This is a genomic window from Streptomyces sp. NPDC005141, assembly GCF_053599975.1.
Window position 1 is genome coordinate 58,310 of sequence record NZ_JBSFYW010000021.1, and the last position, 17,859, is coordinate 76,168.

At 72.0% G+C, this 17,859-nt stretch carries 17 protein-coding genes, 1 pseudogene and 1 riboswitch; of the genes and pseudogenes, 15 read left to right on the forward strand and 3 right to left on the reverse strand.

The window, feature by feature from the left end; genetic code table 11:
- Window positions 1-246 precede the first annotated feature (246 nt).
- A riboswitch (cyclic di-AMP (ydaO/yuaA leader) is annotated at window positions 247-404 on the forward strand.
- A 4-nt stretch (window positions 405-408) separates the two neighbouring features.
- Together ACWD68_RS18705 and ACWD68_RS18710 are read left to right on the forward strand one after the other, a co-directional pair.
- Window positions 409-1,332 carry a M23 family metallopeptidase gene (locus tag ACWD68_RS18705; RefSeq protein ID WP_451807519.1) on the forward strand — a complete coding sequence of 308 codons (924 nt, stop codon included), beginning with the start codon at window positions 409-411 and terminating at the stop codon, window positions 1,330-1,332.
- A gap of 326 nt (window positions 1,333-1,658) precedes the next feature.
- Window positions 1,659-2,444, forward strand: a complete 786-nt coding sequence (locus ACWD68_RS18710) for an SGNH/GDSL hydrolase family protein (protein WP_451807520.1) — start codon at window positions 1,659-1,661, stop codon at window positions 2,442-2,444.
- A 210-nt stretch (window positions 2,445-2,654) separates the two neighbouring features.
- Here ACWD68_RS18710 and ACWD68_RS18715 read toward each other — a convergent pair whose 3' ends face one another.
- From ACWD68_RS18715 to ACWD68_RS18725, 3 genes are all read right to left on the reverse strand, one after another.
- On the reverse strand, window positions 2,655-3,275 hold the full coding sequence (locus ACWD68_RS18715) for a TetR/AcrR family transcriptional regulator (protein WP_451807521.1): 621 nt from the start codon (window positions 3,273-3,275) through the stop codon (window positions 2,655-2,657).
- Between the two features lie 246 nt (window positions 3,276-3,521).
- On the reverse strand, window positions 3,522-4,700 hold the full coding sequence (locus ACWD68_RS18720) for a Glu/Leu/Phe/Val dehydrogenase dimerization domain-containing protein (RefSeq protein ID WP_451807522.1): 1,179 nt from the start codon (window positions 4,698-4,700) through the stop codon (window positions 3,522-3,524).
- Complete coding sequence (locus ACWD68_RS18725) at window positions 4,697-6,310, reverse strand: thiamine pyrophosphate-dependent enzyme (RefSeq protein WP_451807523.1); 1,614 nt, start codon at window positions 6,308-6,310, stop codon at window positions 4,697-4,699. The genes ACWD68_RS18720 and ACWD68_RS18725 overlap by 4 nt, the downstream gene beginning before the upstream one ends.
- Before the next feature lie 400 nt (window positions 6,311-6,710).
- Between ACWD68_RS18725 and ACWD68_RS18730 the strand changes: the two genes are divergently transcribed.
- From ACWD68_RS18730 to ACWD68_RS18790, 13 genes and pseudogenes are all read left to right on the forward strand, one after another.
- Complete coding sequence (locus ACWD68_RS18730; RefSeq protein WP_451807524.1) at window positions 6,711-7,928, forward strand: MBL fold metallo-hydrolase; 1,218 nt, start codon at window positions 6,711-6,713, stop codon at window positions 7,926-7,928.
- Window positions 7,929-8,276: 348 nt separating this feature from the next.
- Window positions 8,277-10,349 (forward strand): ATP-binding protein, encoded by a 2,073-nt coding sequence (locus tag ACWD68_RS18735; RefSeq protein WP_451807525.1) that lies wholly within the window; start codon window positions 8,277-8,279, stop codon window positions 10,347-10,349.
- A 62-nt stretch (window positions 10,350-10,411) separates the two neighbouring features.
- Window positions 10,412-10,846 (forward strand): roadblock/LC7 domain-containing protein, encoded by a 435-nt coding sequence (locus ACWD68_RS18740; protein WP_451807526.1) that lies wholly within the window; start codon window positions 10,412-10,414, stop codon window positions 10,844-10,846.
- 2 nt (window positions 10,847-10,848) lie between these two features.
- Window positions 10,849-11,220: a DUF742 domain-containing protein gene (locus tag ACWD68_RS18745; RefSeq protein ID WP_451807527.1), complete on the forward strand. Its 372-nt coding sequence runs from the start codon at window positions 10,849-10,851 to the stop codon at window positions 11,218-11,220.
- The gene (locus tag ACWD68_RS18750; protein WP_451807528.1) at window positions 11,198-11,797 is read left to right on the forward strand and encodes a GTP-binding protein; all 600 of its coding nucleotides are present in this window, start codon (window positions 11,198-11,200) and stop codon (window positions 11,795-11,797) included. The genes ACWD68_RS18745 and ACWD68_RS18750 overlap by 23 nt, the downstream gene beginning before the upstream one ends.
- On the forward strand, window positions 11,794-12,381 hold the full coding sequence (locus ACWD68_RS18755; RefSeq protein ID WP_451807529.1) for a GAF domain-containing protein: 588 nt from the start codon (window positions 11,794-11,796) through the stop codon (window positions 12,379-12,381). Before ACWD68_RS18750 ends, ACWD68_RS18755 begins: the two co-directional genes overlap by 4 nt.
- Window positions 12,382-12,606: 225 nt before the next feature.
- Window positions 12,607-13,635: an L-threonine 3-dehydrogenase gene (gene tdh / locus ACWD68_RS18760; RefSeq protein WP_451807530.1), complete on the forward strand. Its 1,029-nt coding sequence runs from the start codon at window positions 12,607-12,609 to the stop codon at window positions 13,633-13,635.
- A gap of 19 nt (window positions 13,636-13,654) precedes the next feature.
- A complete protein-coding gene (locus ACWD68_RS18765) occupies window positions 13,655-14,848 on the forward strand; it encodes a glycine C-acetyltransferase (protein ID WP_451807584.1) in 1,194 nt (397 codons plus the stop codon).
- A gap of 55 nt (window positions 14,849-14,903) precedes the next feature.
- Entirely contained in the window at window positions 14,904-15,809 is a 906-nt protein-coding gene (locus ACWD68_RS18770) for a LysR family transcriptional regulator (protein ID WP_451807531.1), read from the forward strand.
- A gap of 44 nt (window positions 15,810-15,853) precedes the next feature.
- Window positions 15,854-16,426 carry a helix-turn-helix domain-containing protein gene (locus ACWD68_RS18775; RefSeq protein ID WP_451807532.1) on the forward strand — a complete coding sequence of 191 codons (573 nt, stop codon included), beginning with the start codon at window positions 15,854-15,856 and terminating at the stop codon, window positions 16,424-16,426.
- Window positions 16,423-16,959, forward strand: coding sequence for an N-acetyltransferase family protein (locus ACWD68_RS18780; protein WP_451807533.1), 537 nt, complete (start codon window positions 16,423-16,425; stop codon window positions 16,957-16,959). Before ACWD68_RS18775 ends, ACWD68_RS18780 begins: the two co-directional genes overlap by 4 nt.
- A 164-nt stretch (window positions 16,960-17,123) precedes the next feature.
- Window positions 17,124-17,483, forward strand: coding sequence for an MmcQ/YjbR family DNA-binding protein (locus tag ACWD68_RS18785; protein WP_451807534.1), 360 nt, complete (start codon window positions 17,124-17,126; stop codon window positions 17,481-17,483).
- 115 nt (window positions 17,484-17,598) lie between these two features.
- Window positions 17,599-17,859 (forward strand): annotated as a pseudogene (locus ACWD68_RS18790) (hypothetical protein); the annotation flags it as partial.

Below are 17,859 nucleotides of genomic sequence, written 5' to 3' on the forward strand. Positions count from 1 at the left end.
GGACGAGTCGCGTGAGGAGCGTCATATTCGTGACGATGCGTTGCCGTCCCCATTTCTCAACCCGCCCGCGTTCCCGGGCGGGTTGAGGGGCCGGAAAGATCGTCATTCCACGGAGGGTGACGGCAATTCCCGCATGGATCAAGAAAGGTGAGCGCACAGAAACCGCACATAGTTGTCGACGCGCTCTCATGTCGCTTACGTTCTGCCTCAATCCGGACGGACGCCCAATCCTGCCGCCGCCCGGAATCCGCACACTCACCCGTATACGGCAGGAGCGGGGGACCCACAGGTTCCGTGCCTGGTCCGGTCTCCGGAACAGGCTAGGGGTACAGCCGCGCAGCAGCGTGGCCGGGCATCTCCAGCCCGCACCCGACAGCTCACCTCGCAGGCGCCGGAGAGGAATTCGTCATGCCCGCCAAGGGTAAGCACCGCCGTCCGAAGTCCCTGCGTTTCACCCGCTCGATCGCCGTGGCCGGCACCGGTGGCGCCGCACTCGCGCTGCCACTGATGGGAGCCACCGGCGCCCACGCCGCGACCCCGGCCACCGCCGTCGCACAGCACGTCGAGAAGGCCGCGACCGCCGCTCCCGCAGCCAAGAAGGCCGCCACGACGAAGACGTACGCGGTGAAGTCCGGCGACTACCTCTCGAAGATCGCCGACGAGCAGAACGTCACCGGCGGCTGGAAGAAGATCTACTCCGACAACCGCTCCGCCATCGGCGGCGACCCGTCGCTGATCCACCCCGGTCTGAAGCTGTCGCTCGGCAAGAAGGCCGCCTCCGCGGGTGCCACCCACTCGTCCACCCGGACGACCGCTCCCGCGGCGAAGGCCCCCGCGGCGAAGGCTCCTGCGGCGAAGGCTCCTGCGGCGAAGGCCGAAAAGGCGACCACGGCCACCAACGCGGCCTCCGCCAGCAGCAGTTCCGGCTACACCCTGCCCGTCGACGGCGCCACCCTCGGCACCAGCTACAAGCTGGCGGGCAGCATGTGGTCCAGCGGCTACCACACGGGCGTGGACTTCGTGGTCCCGACCGGCACCACGATCAAGTCCATAGCCGCGGGCACCGTCGTCTCCGCCGGCTGGGGCGGCGCTTACGGCAACCAGGTCGTCATCCAGCACGCCGACGGCAAGTACTCCCAGTACGCCCACATGTCGTCGCTGTCCGTCTCGGCGGGGCAGACCGTGACCGAGGGGCAGCAGATCGGCCTCTCCGGCGCGACCGGCAACGTCACCGGACCGCACCTGCACTTCGAGGTCCGCACCACGCCGGACTACGGCTCGGACGTCGACCCCGTCGCGTACCTGCGCGCGCACGGTGTCATCGTCGGCTGACGCCCGGCGCCGCTCCTGAAGCCAAGCCCTGCTCCTGACGGCAGGACTGCCTCCGAAGGCCGGACCCCACGATCCCCGGGGTCCGGCTTTCGGTGTCTCCCGTACAAGGCGCGTGACCGCCGTGGAGCGATGTCCCGTGATTTCCCCTGCCCTTGGGTGGTCGCTGCTTCAACAGCCTTGATCGGAGCGCTATTCCGGAGTTGACCAATACTTGGCCAGTGGCCTTTCTCACCGCACGTCAACCCTTCCCTACGGTCGCGTAGCTCACATCCAAAGGTGAATCATGGCTCTTTGTGGCAGACGATTCGAAGAGTGACAACAGATCAGTGATCGGGTCGTACGTGGCGGTGGGGGACAGCTTCACCGAGGGCGTCGGCGACCCTGGGCCCGACGGGGCCTTCGTCGGTTGGGCGGACCGGTTCGCGGTCCTTCTCGCGGACCGGCGCCCCGAGGGCGATTTCACCTACACCAACCTCGCCGTACGCGGCAAACTGCTCGACCAGATCGTCGAGACCCAGCTCCGGCGGGCGAAGGACCTCCGCCCCGACCTGGTCTCGTTCTGCGCGGGCGGCAACGACATCATCCGGCCCGGCACCGACCCCGACGAGGTCGCGGAGCGCTTCGAGAGCGCGATCGCCGACCTCACCTCCGCCGTCGGCGCCGTCATGGTGACCACCGGCTTCGACACCCGTGGCGTCCCCGTGCTCAAGCACCTGCGCGGCAAGATCGCCACGTACAACGGACATGTGCGGGCCATCGCGGACCGCTACGGCTGTCCCGTCCTCGACCTCTGGTCCCTGAAGACGATCCAGGACCGCCGCGCCTGGGACGGCGACCGCCTGCACCTCTCGCCCGAGGGCCACACCCGGGTGGCGCTTCGAGCCGGACAGGTGCTCGGCCTCGACGTGCCCGCCGACCCGGACCAGCCCTGGCCGCCCCTGCCGCCGCGCGGCACGCTCGAGATGCGGCGCGACAACATCCAGTGGGCGCGCGAGTACCTGGTCCCGTGGATCGGACGACGGCTGCGCGGGGAGTCCTCGGGCGACCACGTGGCGGCCAAGGGTGCCCTGTCACCGGACGACATCAAGATGCGCATCGAGTCGGTGGCCTGAGACGGGACCACCCCGCGAGGATTCGGGCCGACGCGACCGGCCGGGCGGCGGCCGGGCGGCCGCGTCCGGGGCGAGCGGTGCCGGGCCGGGCCGACCGGTGAGTGACGGTGGCATGACGGCGAGAGAGCGGCGCTGGACGGGGTGAGGGGGTCGGGCGTACGAGGCCGAGGGCACGGGGCCGGGCGTACGAGGCCGGGGGCACCGCGCCCTCTAGCGCACTGCCGCCACCAACGCCGCGCGTTCGAGGCCCAGTTCGCGGGCGAGGGCCTCGTCCACCCACTCCTGGGTCCGCGCCCGTGACACGGCGCCCGAGTACGCCGTCATCTGGACGGCCAGTCCGTCCAGCAGCGCCGTGAGCCGGAGGGCCGTGCTCGTGGGGTCCGGGCAGCGGAACTCGCCCGCGGCCACGCCCTCCGCGATCACCTCGGTGATCGCGGCCTTCCACTGCCTGTCCAGATCGCGGGTGACCTCGCGCAGCGCGGGCTCGCGCAGGGCGGCGGCCCAGCCCTCGATCCACAGGCGCCAGCCCTTTGCCTGGCCCGTCGGGGCGTACCAGCGCACGGCGGTACGGAGGCGTCGCAGTGCCGTCGTACGGCGGCCGAGCAGCTTGCGGAGATGGGTGAGGTCGTCCTCCGCCGCGTAGGTGAACGCGGCGGCGACCAGCTTCTCCTTCGTGGAGAAGTGGTACAGCACCAGCGCGTTGCTCACCCCGAGGGACGAGGCCACGTCGGCGATCCGTACCGCCGCCACGCCGCGCGCCTCGATCTGTTCGACGGCGGCACGCAGCAACTCCTCACGCCGCTCCGCCACGCTCAACCGCACTCTCGCCACGCGGCAACCCTACACAGCCCCTTCGGGAGAGGCCCCGCGGGAGTTGACGCCTTCCTCGACGCCTTCGGCGCCGGGGGCCGGCGGGAGCCGGGCCGGGCACGGCCGGGGGCGGTCAGGCCCCAGTGCCTCGGGCCATGGCGCGACCGCCCCGGCTCGTTCCGGCGACCCGGCCGGGCGTCGGACCGGCCTCGGGCCCGGGCCGGTGGCGGTGGAGGGCGTGGCGGGCGCTCAAGGGCTCCGCGTCCGTCATCCGTACCACCCGAACCGCTCCGCGATGACCGGCAGCCGGTCGGTGACGATGGCGTGGGCTGCGGCCCGCGGCGTCGTGCCGTCGGCCTCGGCGCGGGCGAGCATCTGGTCGATCAGGGCGCGCATCGAACGCCGGGTGTGGGCGAACGCCTCGTCCGCGTCGGCACCGATGTCGCCGAACAGCGTCCACCACCACCAGGCGTTCGTACCGGAGTTGACCACCACGTCCGGCAGGACGGTGATTCCGCGCGCGGCGAGCAGCGTCTCCGCGTCCGCCAGGACCGGCATGTTGGCCGCCTCCACGATCCAACGGGCCCTGATCCCGCCCTGGTTGGCCGTGTCGATCGCGTACGACACCGCGGCGGGCACCAGAACCTCGGCATCGGCGGACAGCCAGGCGTCACCCGGGAGTTCACGGTCGGCGCCGCGCAGCACCGCGCGGTCGACCGTCCCGTACGCGTCCCGCCCCGCGAGCAGCGCCTCGACGTCGAGGCCGTCCGGGTTCGCGATCGTTCCCTTGACGTCGGCGACGGCCACGATGCTGAGCCCCGCACGGGACAGGAAGCGCGCCGTGGCCCCGCCCATGGTGCCGAGGCCCTGCACGGCGACGCGTGTACCGGCGTACTCCACCCCGGCCCGGTCCAGGGCCGCGAGGACCGACTCGGCGACGCCGCAGCCGCCGACCAGTTCGTCGAGGCCGATGCCGTCCACCTCGACCGCGAAGGCGTCCGCGAGCCGTCCGCGGGCCGCCGCCTCGTCGTCGAGCAGCGGGTACACGGCCTGGATGGACGAGACGAGCCCGGCCTCCCCGGCCGCCCGGTCGACCAGGTCCTGGGTGAGGCCGAGATCCTCGCCGGTGGTCCAGAAGGCCTCGATGTACGGGCGCATGGCGCGCAGATAGCGCACCAGCAGGCCGTACGCCGCCGGGTCCTGGGGGTCGCAGTCGATGCCGCCCTTGGCGCCGCCCAGCGGGATGTACCGGCCCTCGGGGTTGTAGTGCAGGGCCTCCTTCATGGTCATGCCACGGGCCAGCCCGGTGACTTCCTCCAGCGTGCAGCCGGGCCGCATCCGCAGACCGCCGCTGGAGACGCCGCGCACGAGCCGGTCGACGACGAGGAAACCCGGGCGGCCGGTGACGTGGTCCGTCCAGGTGAGCGTCATCAGGGGGGCGGTCATCGGGTCTCCTCGGGGATGGCGATCAGGGTGGGGCCGGGGGTGCGCAGTGCCTCGGTGAGCGCGGCGGTCAGCTCGTCCGGGCTGCACGCGTGCGTGCCCTGTCCTCCGTAGGCGCGGGCCAGGGCGGGCAGGTCGACCGGTGCGAGGTCGACCGCCATGGGCGTGTCGCCCCGGGCGTCGCGGATCTCCCCGTAGCCGCCGTTGTCGAACACCACGATGGGCAGCGGGAGGTCGAGCTGTGCCGCGGTCGCCAGTTCCTGCACCGTGAACTGGAGGCCGCCGTCCCCGCTGAGCGCCACCACCTGGCGTTCGGGGTACGCCGTCCTGGCGCCGATCGCCGCGGGCAGCGCGTAGCCGAGCGTGCCGAAGCCGGTCGGGTGAAGATAGCGGCCCTCGGGGCCGAGCGGGAGGTGCGGGAGCGCTCCGTAGTAGCAGCACTGGGCGCTGTCCGAGGTGATCACGGCGTCTTCGGAGAGTACGGAACGGAGGGCCCGCAGGTACGGGATCCAGCGGGCGTCGCGCCGCGCGGTCTCGGCGTTCCGCGCGGTCCGCAGGACTCCGGCCCGCAGGACGGGGTCCTCTGCCGCCACGCGCGCGTGACGGCGTGGGCCTCCGTGTCCTTGCACGGCGGCGAGCAGGGCCGTCAGGGAGACCCGGGCGTCGCCGACGACGGCGATGTCCGCGGGCAGGCCCGCGTACATCTGGTCCGGGTCCAGGTCCACGCGGATCAGCGTGCCGTTCAGGGCGGGTGGCGCGGACCACAGATCGGACTCGGCGAGTTCGGTGCCGACGGCGAGCACGGCGTCGCGTTCCGCGAGCCAGCCCAGGACCGAGGGGCTGTGGAGGGACACGCCGAGGGACAGCGGGTGGGTCTCGGGGACGATCCCCTTGCCGTTGGCCGTGGTGACGACGGGAGCGCCCAGCTCCTCGGCGAGGGCGAGGCCAGGGGCGGCCGCGCCGCGGGCTCCGCCGCCGAGCACGAGCGCCGGACGGCGTGCCCCGCGCAGGGCCTCGGCGGCCCGCTCCACGGCCGCGGCGTCGGGGGCGAGGGGAACGGCGGGAGGGGTGATGCGGACGGGGCCCGTCTCCTCACCGGCCTCCAGGAGATCGAGAGGGATCTCGATGTGCGCGGGGCGCGGCCGGCGAGTGCGGAACAGGGTGAAGGCGCGCGCCACCGCCGCGTCGATCTCCGCGACCGAGGACACGCGGTGACTGAACGCGGCCACGCCTCGCAGAGCCTGTGTCTGGCTGCGCGACTCGTGCAGCAGACCGGTCGCGAGTCGGGGGTGGCGCAGAGGCATCCCGGGGGAGACGACGAGCAGTGGCACGCTGTCCGAATAGGCCTGGCCGACGGATGCCGCCGTGTTCAGCAGGGCGGGCCCGGTCGTCGTGATCACGACACCCGGGCGATGGGTCACGCGCGCGTAGCCGTCGGCGGCGTATCCGGCTCCCTGTTCGTGGCGTGTCAGGACGTGCCGGATGCCGTACGCGGACAGGTGCCGGTAGATCTCCAGGTTGTGCGTTCCCGGGATGCCGAAGACCTGCGTCACGGCGTGGCCGCACAGGGCGCGGACGAGGGCCTCGCCGCCGGTGACCGTCCGGCCCGTCACGGGCGCCGCGCGATGACGTGCCGCACGATGTCCGAGGCGCTCTCGGTCGCCTTCGGCCCGGTGTGGCGGTCGGACACGGTGCCTCCAAGGGGTGGACGGGCCGACGCGACCGCGGGCCGCGGGGACGATTTCCGGACTACTGAACCATGAGTCAGTATCGGAACGAGGGTCGGGTCATGTCAACGCACGGGATCGACCATCGGTGGCGGACGCCGGAGGGGCGCCCGTGTCGCGGTGGTGTACGAGAACGTTTCGCTAATCAGGAAGAACCGCGTGCGCGCCGGGGTTGAGCACATCAAGCCCCGGGGCCACGGCGATCCCGCTGTGACCGGGGCGGACCCGGCGCTGTCAGAGGCGACGACCATAATGAAAGCCTGACCGACTCCTTCTGGAGGTTTCCGTGACCGGTTTCCGTACCTTGAGCTCCGGGCTCCGCTCGCTGCGGCCCGCCGCCTTCGGCGCGGATCCGGGGGGTGCGCGCATGGAGCGCATCCGCAACTCACCGAACTTCGCGGACGGTGTCTTCCAGAACCCGGAGCACGCCCGGACCCGCCCCGACGGCTCGATGGTGGAGTTCGCGAAGGTGTACTTCCGCAGTGAGGAGCGCGCCCACCGCGCCCCGACCGGCACGGTGCCGGTGCATGCGACGACCCTCGCCGACCTGGCCAAACCCGCCGCGACCGGGTTGCGGCTCACCTGGATGGGGCACTCCAGCGTCCTCGCCGAGATCGACGGCCACCGTGTGCTGTTCGACCCGGTCTGGGGCGAGCGCTGTTCGCCGTTCGCCTTCGCCGGTCCCAAGCGGCTGCACCCGGTGCCCCTGCCGCTGGCCGCGCTCGGCCCGGTCGACGTCGTGGTGATCTCGCACGACCACTACGACCACCTCGACATGCCCACGATCAAGGCGCTGGCCGACACGGACACGGTGTTCGCGGTGCCGCTCGGCGTCGGAGCCCACCTGGAGCACTGGGGCATCTCGGCGGACCGCGTGCGCGAACTTGACTGGCAGGAGTCGACGAAGGTCGGCGGGATCACCCTGACGGCGACACCGGCGCGCCATTTCTGCGGTCGCGGACTGCGCAACACCCAGCACACCCTCTGGGCGTCCTGGGTCGCCGAGGGCGATGCTCACCGGATCTACCACAGCGGTGACACCGGCTATTTCGAGGGCTTCAAGGACATCGGCGCGGCCCACGGCCCGTTCGACGCCACGATGATCCAGATCGGCGCGTACAGCGAGTTCTGGCCCGACATCCACATGACGCCCGAAGAGGGGATGCGCTCCCACCTCGACCTCCAGGGCGGGCAGCCCTCCGGAGTGATGCTGCCGATCCACTGGGCGACGTTCAACCTCTCCACCCATGCCTGGTCCGACCCGGGAGAGGGCACGGTGGCCGCCGCCCGCGCGGCCGGAGCGCGTGTCGCGCTGCCGCGCCCCGGCGAGCCCTTCGAGCCCACGGCCGAGACCGTCCCCTCCGAGCCGTGGTGGCGTGGCGTGGCCCGTGCGCCGAAGGGCGGCTGGCCGGTCGTCGAGGAGACGGTCGCCGACACGCCGGGTGACGTCGGGGGCACCCCGGTGGAGGGCACCGGAGAGCCGGAAACGGTGCCTGCGGGCTGATCATCCGATCTACGGCGAGGGTCGAGGGGTGACGTGCCCCTCGGCCCTCGCCGTTTGTTTTGCGACCGCTTCTGACCAGCTCCGATCGGATCCAGGTGCGGCGCGAACGCTTGTCCGACGGCGTTATCGGTCAGCCGTACGACAGCTCATACCAGAGCGGGATGCGGGCTGGGGGAGTTTGTCAACAGCCCACCGCACATGATGCGTTGGCGACTACTGTCAGTTGCCGTCGGGCGACGCAGGGCCGATTTTTTCGGCTCTCTCGACCGGCACCGCGATGGCACACGCCCGAGTCGCGCAGACCCGCGGGAGCCCCGTGCCCCCGACGCATCCAGTACGAGGACGCCGATGTCTCACCTTCGCGCACCGGCCGCACGCGCAGACCGCCGTGAGGGCGGACGGCACGGTCGCCCGGTCGCCCGTGCCACCTCTTCGCTGCCCGAGACGCACCTGCGGCCCCAGCTGCTGCGCCTCGCGGTGCTGCCGCCGACCGCGGTGGCCCTCAGCGCGTGCGCCGCCGTACTGTTCACCGTCCGCTCCACCGGCGCCCGGCCCGGCCTCACCCTGTGGGTCGTCCTGGCCGGAGCCGTGAGCGTGGCCCTGGCCGGCATCCTGATCGCCGCCGTGGCCGCCGATCGCGCCGCCACCTCCGTACGGGAACGCATAGGAGCCCTGCGCCGCACCAGCGCCCGCACCGAGGCCGATCTGCGGGCCGTCGTCGAGGGGCTGCGTCGCGGCGAGAACCCGCCCGAGCGCAAGACGCGCCGTCGGCCTCCCGCGGACGCCGACGAGTTCGAACTGCTCGCCGCGGACATGTCCCGTGCCCACGACGGTGCCGTCGCCGCCGTCGTACAGGCCGCGCAGCTCTCCAGCCACGCGGGCAGCGAACAGAAGGTCGAGGTCTTCGTCAATCTGGCCCGGCGCCTGCAGTCGCTCGTGCACCGCGAGATCTCCATCCTCGACGAGCTGGAGAACGAGATCGAGGACCCGGACCTCCTCAAGGGGCTCTTCCACGTCGACCACCTCGCCACCCGCATCAGACGCCACGCCGAGAACCTGGCCGTGCTCGGTGGCGCCGTCTCGCGCCGTCAGTGGAGCAACCCCGTCTCCATGACCGAGGTGCTGCGCTCCGCGATCGCCGAGGTCGAGCAGTACTCGCGGGTCAAGCTGGTGCCCCCGATCGAAGGCACCCTGCGCGGCCACGCGGTCGCCGACGTCATCCACCTGCTCGCCGAACTCGTCGAGAACGCCACGGTGTTCTCCGCCCCGCACACCCAGGTGCTGCTGCGCGTCAATCTCGTCACCTCGGGACTGGCCATCGAGGTGGAGGACCGCGGGCTCGGCATGCAGCCGGGCGAACAGAACAGGATGAACGCCCTGCTCACCGACCCCGACCAGGTCAGCGTCGCCGGCCTGCTCCAGGACGGGCGCATCGGTCTGTTCGTGGTCTCGCAGCTCGCCCGCAGGCACGGCATCCACGTCCGGCTCCAGAGCAACATCTACGGCGGTGTCCAGGCCGTACTCGTCGTCCCGCAGGAGCTGTTGGGCGCAAGGCCGGGTGCTCCGGGAGACGGGGTCCTGACGCAGGGGCCGCCTGAGGAGACGGGCGGCGGGCACCGGCCGTCCCTCGGACCCGGGCCCACGCAGCCCGCACCGGCGCAGGTCCCGCTCGCTCCCGCGGGCCGCATGGTCGCCCCCGTGCCACGGCAGTCGCAGCGGGAGCCGGTGCGGGGGGAGCGGACACCTCCGCGTGTCGCGCCGGGCGAGCCGGTCGCGGGACGCGGCGGTCCCACGCCGCTCCCCGTGCGCGGCGCCCGCGCGGAGCGGCTCAATCCGGCCGAGGCCGTGCCCGGCATCCGTCCCGAGGACCGGCTCACCGCCGCCGGGAACGCGGCCATGCCGCCCACACCACGCTCCGGCGCCGTCCGCGGCACCATGGGCAGGCCCCATCTGCCCAAGCGGCGGGCTCAGGAGCACATCGTTCCCCAGCTGCGCGAAGGACCGGCTCCCCGCCAGGACACGGAGCACGTCGTCGGCCACGACCCGGGTCTCATGGCGGCGTTCCAGCGCGGGATCGGGCTCGCCGAGGCCACCCACGCGGACACGGCGGGCCGGGAGGAGTCCTCGTCGGCCCGGCGGGCGTCGGCGGCCCCGGCGTCGTTCCCGGACCGGTCGCGCCTGGAACGGCCCCGCCTGGAAGCACCGCGCAGGGAGGGTGCGGCGCGGGGCCACGGGGAGTCCGCCGCGGAGGCCGCTCCCGGCGACGGCGACCCCATCGACGTACCCCCGAAGAACGGCACACCGACGGTGTACCTGGGCGAGTCCCGCACGACGCACGCGCCCGCGCCGCACGGAGCGCCCGACACCGCGTCCGGACACGACCGCACCACCCGGCACGACGGGAGCGCACCGGCCGGATGACCACCCCCACACCCACCCCCACCGCTCCCGCGGACCTTCGTACCTCAAGGAGTCGATCCCCCATGGCGAGCGATGCGCCGACCGGCCACGTATCCGATCTCGACTGGCTGATGAGCGGCCTCGTCCAGCGCGTACCCCACACCACGAGCGCGGTGCTGCTGTCCTGCGACGGGCTCGTGAAGTCGGTCCACGGCCTCGACCCGGACAGTGCCGACCACATGGCCGCGCTGGCCTCCGGCCTCTACTCCCTCGGGCGCAGCGCGGGCGTGCGCTTCGGGGACGGCGGCGACGTACGCCAGGTCGTGGTCGAACTCGACTCGACCCTCCTGTTCGTCTCCACCGCGGGCTCCGGTACGTGTCTGGCCGTGCTCGCGGGCCGCGAGGCCGACGCGGCCGTGCTCGGCTACGAGATGGCGATGCTGGTCAAGAGCGTCCGCCCCTATCTGATCACCGCGCCCCGGCAGCACTCCGTCGAACCCCCGGCGATGAGGCCTTGAGCGTGGCCGCGGCCGGTGACGGGCCCTGGCTCGATGACGCGGCGGGACGCCTGGTGCGCCCCTACACCGTCAGCAACGGCCGGACCCGGCCGACGACCGCGCTCGACCTCCTCTCCCAGGTCATGGCGACCGGAGCCACACCCCTCGGCTACCTCGGCCCCGAGCACAGCCAGGCACTCGAACGCTGCCGGGCACCGGTCTCGGTCGCGGAGATCGCCGCCCATCTGAAGCTTCCGGCGGCGGTCACCAAGGTGCTGCTGTCCGACCTCGTCGACTGCGGGGCGCTCACCACGAAGCCCCCGGAGTTCCACCACAACCCCACTGACCGGTCTCTTCTGGAGGCAGTGCTCGATGGATTACGACGACAGCTCTGACCCCTTCCCCACCGCACTGAAGATCTTGGTGGCGGGCGGATTCGGGGTCGGCAAGACAACCCTCGTCGGCGCGGTGAGCGAGATCGCGCCGCTCAGTACGGAGGAGCTGCTCACCACGGTCAGCGCCTCGACCGACAAGCTCGACGGCATCGAGAACAAGGTCGAGACGACCGTCGCGATGGATTTCGGACGCATAACCCTCGATCCGGAACATGTGCTCTATCTGTTCGGCACACCCGGGCAGGAGCGGTTCTGGTTCATGTGGGACGAGCTCTCCGAGGGCGCGCTCGGCGCGGTGATCCTCGCCGACACGCGGCGTCTGGAGGACTGCTTCGCCGCCGTCGACTTCTTCGAGCAGCGCGGCCTCGGGTTCATCGTCGCGGTCAACGAGTTCGACGGCTCGCACCGCTACGACCCGGCCGAGGTGCGCGCGGCCATCGACCTCGACCCCGAGATCCCCGTCGTGCGCTGCGACGCCCGGATCTCCAGCTCGGGTGTGCAGACGCTGCTCACCCTGGTCCGCCACCTCCTCGCCCACGCGCCGGCCCACTCCCCGAGTCACGGAGCCCGTACATGAGTTACGACCCGCCGCGGCCGGCCGGTCGTCTGCTGCTCACGCCGGAGGACAAGGACGCTCCGGCCCGGGTGCGACGGCTGCGCCGACTGGGGCTGGGCGAGCGCGCCGAGCCCGCCTTCGACGCCTTCGCGGACCGTCTCGCGGAGGTCGCCGCGGCGCCGTACTCGATGGTCAACTTCATCGACGAGGAGCAGCAGTTCTTCGCGGGCCTGCACACCCCTGACGGCGGCGCCAAGGGCACCGACCTCGCCGCGACCGCGGACAGGAGCGAACGCGATGTGGGCCGTTACATGGCCCGGGACCACGGCTTCTGCCCTCATGTGGTGGTGCGCCGCAAGGCGCTCGTCCTGGAGGACGTCTGCGACTACCCGCGCTTCGCCGGAAATCCGGTCGTCGACGATTTCGGCGTCCGCTCCTACCTCGGCGCCCCGCTGATCGACCGCACCGGCATCGCCCTCGGCACGATCTGCGTCGTGGACGTCGAGCCGCGCCCCTGGGGAAAGGCGGGCCTGGAGACCATCAAGTCGATGGCGGCCGAACTGGTCGAGCAGCTCGAACGGCGGGAGGGAGTCCAGGGGCTCTGACGGCCCGCAGTCCCCCTCTTGGGCCACTCCGGCGGTCCGACCTCCGACCCCGGGCAGGGCTAGGGAGAACTGGGGTGTGAAGGAAAGCTGGGGCAGCGCTTAAGAAATCCTCGATGGACCAGGGGCACCGTCGTACGGCAGATTTCTGGGTGAATTCACCCCTCTCCCCGGTGCGGGCCCCTTCGGCGTGCCCGTTCCCGGGACCTCACGCACAGGAGCGGTCGAGTGAAGGCGCTGGTCAAGGAGAAGGCGGAGCCCGGGCTCTGGCTCACGGACGTTCCGGAGCCGCAGGCCGGCCCCGGTGATGTACTGATCAAGGTTCTCAGGACCGGGATCTGCGGCACCGACCTGCACATCCGCAACTGGGACGGCTGGGCGCAGCAGGCCATCAAGACGCCGCTCGTCCTCGGGCACGAGTTCGTCGGCGAGGTCGTCGAGACCGGCCGCGACGTCGCAGACATCAACATCGGCGACCGGGTCAGCGGTGAGGGACACCTGGTCTGCGGCAAGTGCCGCAACTGTCTCGCCGGGCGCCGCCACCTCTGCCGTGCCACCGTCGGCCTCGGCGTCGGCCGCGACGGCGCGTTCGCCGAGTACGTCGTGCTGCCCGCCGCGAACGTCTGGGTGCACCGCGTCCCGGTCGACCTCGACGTCGCCGCGATCTTCGACCCGTTCGGCAACGCCGTGCACACCGCTCTCTCCTTCCCGCTGGTCGGCGAGGACGTCCTGATCACCGGCGCCGGACCGATCGGTCTGATGGCCGCGGCGGTGGCGCGCCACGCGGGCGCCCGCAACGTCGTGATCACCGACGTCAGCGAGGAGCGCCTGGAACTGGCCCGCAAGATCGGCGTCAGCCTCGCCCTCGACGTCGCGACCTCGACCATCGCCGACGGTCAGCGCACGCTCGGCCTGCGCGAGGGCTTCGACATCGGCCTGGAGATGTCCGGCAGCCCCGAGGCGATGCGCGACATGATCGCCAACATGACGCACGGCGGACGGATCGCGATGCTGGGCCTGCCGGCCCAGGAGTTCCCGGTCGACTGGTCCCGGATCGTCACCTCCATGATCACGATCAAGGGCATCTACGGCCGCGAGATGTTCGAGACGTGGTACGCGATGTCGGTGCTCCTGGAGGGCGGTCTCGACCTCGCCCCCGTGATCACCGGCCGGTACGGATTCCGTGACTACGAGGAAGCATTCGCCGACGCGGCCAGCGGTCGCGGCGGCAAGGTCATTCTCGACTGGACCCTCTGAGGAATCTAAGGAACTGATGATGTTCGACTCCGTCCGTGACGACCTCCGCACCACCCTCGAAGAGATCCGCGCCGCCGGGCTGCACAAGCCCGAGCGGGTCATCGGCACCCCGCAGTCCGCGACCGTGAGCGTCACCGCGGGCGGCCGCCCCGGAGAGGTCCTCAACTTCTGCGCGAACAACTACCTCGGTCTCGCCGACCACCCCGAGGTCGTCTCCGCCGCCCACGCGGCGCTCGACCGCTGGGGCTACGGCATGGCCTCCGTGCGCTTCATCTGCGGTACGCAGGAGGTGCACAAGGAGCTGGAGGCGCGGCTGTCCGCGTTCCTCGGCCAGGAGGACACGATCCTCTACTCCTCCTGCTTCGACGCCAACGGCGGCGTCTTCGAGACCCTGCTCGGCGCCGAGGACGCGGTCATCTCCGACGCCCTCAACCACGCCTCGATCATCGACGGCATCCGGCTGTCCAAGGCGCGCCGCTTCCGGTACGCCAACCGCGACATGGCCGACCTGGAGGCCCAGCTCAAGGAGGCCTCCGACGCGCGCCGCCGGCTGATCGTCACCGACGGCGTGTTCTCCATGGACGGCTACCTCGCCCCGCTCAAGGAGATCTGCGACCTCGCCGACCGCTACGACGCGATGGTCATGGTCGACGACTCGCACGCCGTGGGCTTCGTCGGCCCCGGCGGCCGCGGAACCCCTGAGCTGCACGGCGTCATGGACCGCGTCGACATCATCACCGGCACGCTCGGCAAGGCCCTCGGCGGCGCCTCCGGCGGCTATGTCGCCGCCCGCGCCGAGATCGTCGCCCTGCTGCGTCAGCGCTCCCGCCCGTACCTCTTCTCGAACACGCTCGCCCCGGTGATCGCCGCGGCCTCCCTCAAGGTCCTCGACCTGCTGGAGTCCGCCGACGACCTGCGCGTCCGGCTCGCCGAGAACACCGCGCTGTTCCGCTCCCGGATGACCGCGGAGGGCTTCGACATCCTTCCCGGCGACCACGCGATCGCTCCCGTCATGATCGGTGACGCGTCCGTCGCCGGCCGCATGGCGGAGCTGCTCCTGGAGCGCGGCGTCTATGTGATCGGTTTCTCGTACCCGGTCGTTCCGCAGGGGCAGGCCCGCATCCGGGTCCAGCTGTCCGCGGGACACTCCACGGAGGACGTGAACCGGGCCGTGGACGCCTTCGTGGCGGCGCGGGCGGAACTCGACGCCTGACGGGCGTACCGGTCTGATGGCCGGAAAGGGCGTGTGACCTGAGAGAATCGGTCGCATGATCGAAGCGCGGCGGCTCCACATCCTTCGTGCGGTGGCCGACCACCGTACGGTGACGGCGGCAGCCGCCGCGCTCTATCTCACGCCCTCGGCGGTCTCGCAGCAGCTGACCGCCCTGGAGCAGGAGACGGGCCACCGGCTCGTCGAGCGCGGTGCCAAGGGTGTACGGCTGACGCCCGCCGGCGAGATCCTGCTCGGCCACACCAACGCCGTCCTCGCCCAACTGGAGCGCGCGGAGGCGGAGTTGGCCGCGTACAGCTCGGGCTCCGCCGGTACGGTCACCGTGGCCTCCTTCGCGACCGGCATCGGCCTGGTCGTGGCCCCCGCGCTGGCCCGCCTCGCCGTCACGGCCCCGGGCATCCGCCTCCGGGTCCACGACGCCGAGGGTGACGCCAGCCTGCCGATGGTGCTCGACCGGCAGGTCGACATCGCGGTGGCTGTCGAGTACCGGGGTGCCCCGGACGCGGACGACCCGCGGCTGACGCACGTCCCGCTCTACGCCGAGCCCTTCGACGCGGTCGTCCCCGTCAGTCACCGCCTGGCCGACGCCGAGGAGGTGCCGCTCGCCGAGCTGGCCAAGGACCCATGGATCGGCCCGTACCCGGGCAACCCCTGCCACGATGTGGTGGTCCTGGCCTGCGAGAACGCCGGATTCCAGCCGCGCCTCGAACACTCCTCGGACGACTTCCGCGCCGTCGTCGCCCTCGCCTCCGCCGACGCGGGCGTCGCCCTGGTGCCCCGCTCGGCGCTGCGTGGCATGGAGCTCACCGGTGTGGTCGTCCGCCCCGTCGACGGCGTCGCGCCCACCCGCCGTGTCTTCGCCGCCGTGCGCCGTGGCGCGGAGGGCCATCCGCTGATCCGGCCCGTCCTGGACGCGCTGACCCGAGCGGCGACCGCGGACTGAGCCCGACGACTCGGGATTCCCGTATCCGGGATAGCATCCCAGATATGGGAAATGACGAGGATGCCGCTGTCGACGCCCGGCTCGGGGCCCGACTGGCCGAGCTGAGGGCCGAACGGGGCTGGACCCTGGGGGAGTTGGCCGAGCGCAGTGGGATCAGCCGGTCGACCCTCTCCCGCGCCGAGCGCGCCGAGATCAGCCCCACGGCCTCCCTCCTGAACCGCCTCTGCCATGTGTACGGGCGGACCATGTCGCACCTGCTCAGTGAGGTGGAGGGGGAACCCGCGCCGCTGGTCCGCGCCGCCGACCAGGCGATCTGGACGGACAAGGCCTCCGGTTTCGTCCGGCGATCGGTGTCGCCGCCGCATCCGGGACTCCGCGGTGAACTGGTCGAAGGACGGCTCGCGGCGGGCGCGGACATCGCGTACGACAGGCCTCCCGTGCCCGGCCTGGAGCAGCACATCTGGGTCCTCGAGGGAACACTCGACGTGACCGCGCAGGACGACGGACACCGCCTCGGTGCCGGCGACTGCCTCCGGCTGCGGGTGTGGGGCCCGACGCGCTTTCGCTGCCCCGGCCCCGCGGACGTGCGGTACGTGCTGGCGGTGGTGCTGCCGTGACCGCCGTCGCCCGCCTCGCCGCGGCCGAACTCCACTCAGCCGTCGACGAGTTGGCGGACCTGCTCACCGACACCGTGGAGGGCGGCGCGTCGATCGGATTCCTCGCCCCGCTCGACCGCGCGGCGGCCGTCGCCTGGTGGCGGGAGCGCGCGGCCGCGGTCTCGGCGGGGCACCTCGCGGTCTGGGTGGCCGGCGGCGCCGGCCGGCTGCTCGGCACCGTCGCCCTCGCGTTCCCGGACAAGCCCAACAGCCGCCACCGCGCCGAGCTCGTCAAGCTGATGGTGCACCGGGACGGCCGTGGACAGGGCCTCGGCCGGACGCTCCTCGCGACCGCGGAGACGGAGGCGGCCGCAGCCGGAGTCACCCTCCTCCACCTGGACACCGAGACCGGCAGCCCCGCCGAGTCCCTCTACCTCTCGGCGGGCTGGACCCGGCTCGGGGCGATCCCCGACTACGCGGCGACGCCCTCGGGTGAACTGCGTCCGACGACGATCTTCTACAAGCGGCTGGGAGCACCCGCAGACGACGCGTGACGGGTCCTTGCCCCCACGGGCGGACGGACACGCGTGGGGTCGCGGCGGGGAGACACGGCCGATTCGGGCCGCCGGGGACCGGAGTCCGCCTCGCCACGTCGAGACCGCCGCTGACGTCGTGCTTCGGCGCGTCGATGTCAGTGCCATTGGCTACCGTGCGTCTCATGCCGGATGCCGAAGACGTACGCCGTATCGCCCTCTCCCTGCCGGACACGACGGAGAAGATCGCCTGGAGCATGCCCACCTTCCGGGTCGCGGGAAAGATGTTCGCCACGCTGCCCGAGGCGGAGACCTCCATCGCCGTTCGCTGCCCGAAGGAGGAGCGCGACGAACTCGTCCTGGCCGAGCCGGAGAAGTTCTGGATCGCCGACCACGAAGCCGGCTTCGCCTGGGTCCGGGCCCGGCTCTCCGCCCTGGAGGACGACGACGAACTCCGCGACATCCTCGCCGACTCCTGGCGCCAGGCGGCCCCGCCCCGACTGATCGACGCCTACCCCGAATGGGGGCTCCCGTCCGCCGAGTGAAACGGCCTCGGCGCTGTCGGTGGCCCGTGGCATGATCCGGAAACAGGAGTGGGGAGCGGCACGGGGCTTCGCGGGAGAGCCGTGGGGCGGGGCCAGGGGGAGGGGTGCGAGCGGGATGACCAGGACGTCATCGGGCGACGAGCCGCTGTGCGAAGAGCGGTCGGACCGCGCGGCAGGGAACGGATCGGCGGAGTACGGCTCGACCGACGACGGTTCCCCGGACCACGGTTCGGCAGGGCGCGGTTCGACCGGTGTCGGCCTGGCCCGGCGCGCATCGGCGGACGGTGGCGCGGCGGGGCGCGGCTCCGCGGACCGCGGTTCGGTGGGTGTCGGAGTGGCCGGGGGCGCCTCGGGCGACGGCGGCGCGGTGGGGTAC